Source organism: Streptomyces canarius (genome assembly GCF_014650735.1).
In the GTDB taxonomy this organism is placed as follows: domain Bacteria; phylum Actinomycetota; class Actinomycetes; order Streptomycetales; family Streptomycetaceae; genus Streptomyces; species Streptomyces olivaceoviridis.
The window spans coordinates 1-644 of sequence record NZ_BMVN01000232.1; the positions used below are offsets into that span (position 1 = coordinate 1).

At 71.9% G+C, this 644-nt stretch carries 1 protein-coding gene; it reads left to right on the top strand.

The annotated features are described in order from the left end of the window. Nucleotides 1-633: SDR family oxidoreductase (locus tag IE294_RS47040; RefSeq protein WP_189895426.1), on the top strand; the 633-nt coding region annotated here is incomplete at its 5' end. Nucleotides 634-644: the final 11 nt, after the last annotated feature.

The window sequence follows — 644 nt, forward strand, 5'->3', positions numbered from 1 at the left end:
CACTACGCCGGCAACAAGGCCAAGGCGGACGAGGCGGTGGCGGCCATCGAGGCCCAGGGCGGCAGGGCGATCGCCGTGGCCGGCGACGTGGCCGACGAGGTCGCCATGGCCGCGGCCTTCGACGCCGTCGAGGCGGAGTTCGGCGGCATCGACGTCGTGGTCAACACGGCGGGCATCATGCTGCTGTCGCCGATCGCCACGCTGAACCTGGACGATCTGGACCGCATGCACCGCACCAACATCCGCGGCACGTTCGTCGTCTCCCAGCAGGCGGCCCGGCGGCTGCGCCGCGGCGGTGCCCTGATCAACGTCTCCTCGTCGCTCACCCGGCTCCAGTTCCCCACCTACGGCGCCTACGCCGCGAGCAAGGGCGCGGTCGAGGCGATGACCCTGGTGCTCGCCCGTGAGCTGCGGGGCAAGGACATCACCGTCAACGCGGTCTCCCCCGGTCCCACCGCCACCCCCCTGTTCCTGGAGGGCAAGGACCAGGCGGCGCTCGACAACCTCGCCAAGGCGGCTCCGCTGGAGCGGCTGGGCACCCCCGAGGACATCGCCGAGCCCATCGCCTTCCTGGCCGGCCCGGCCCGCTGGATCAACGGCCAGACCATCTACGCCAACGGCGGCATCATCTGACCATCGGCGCC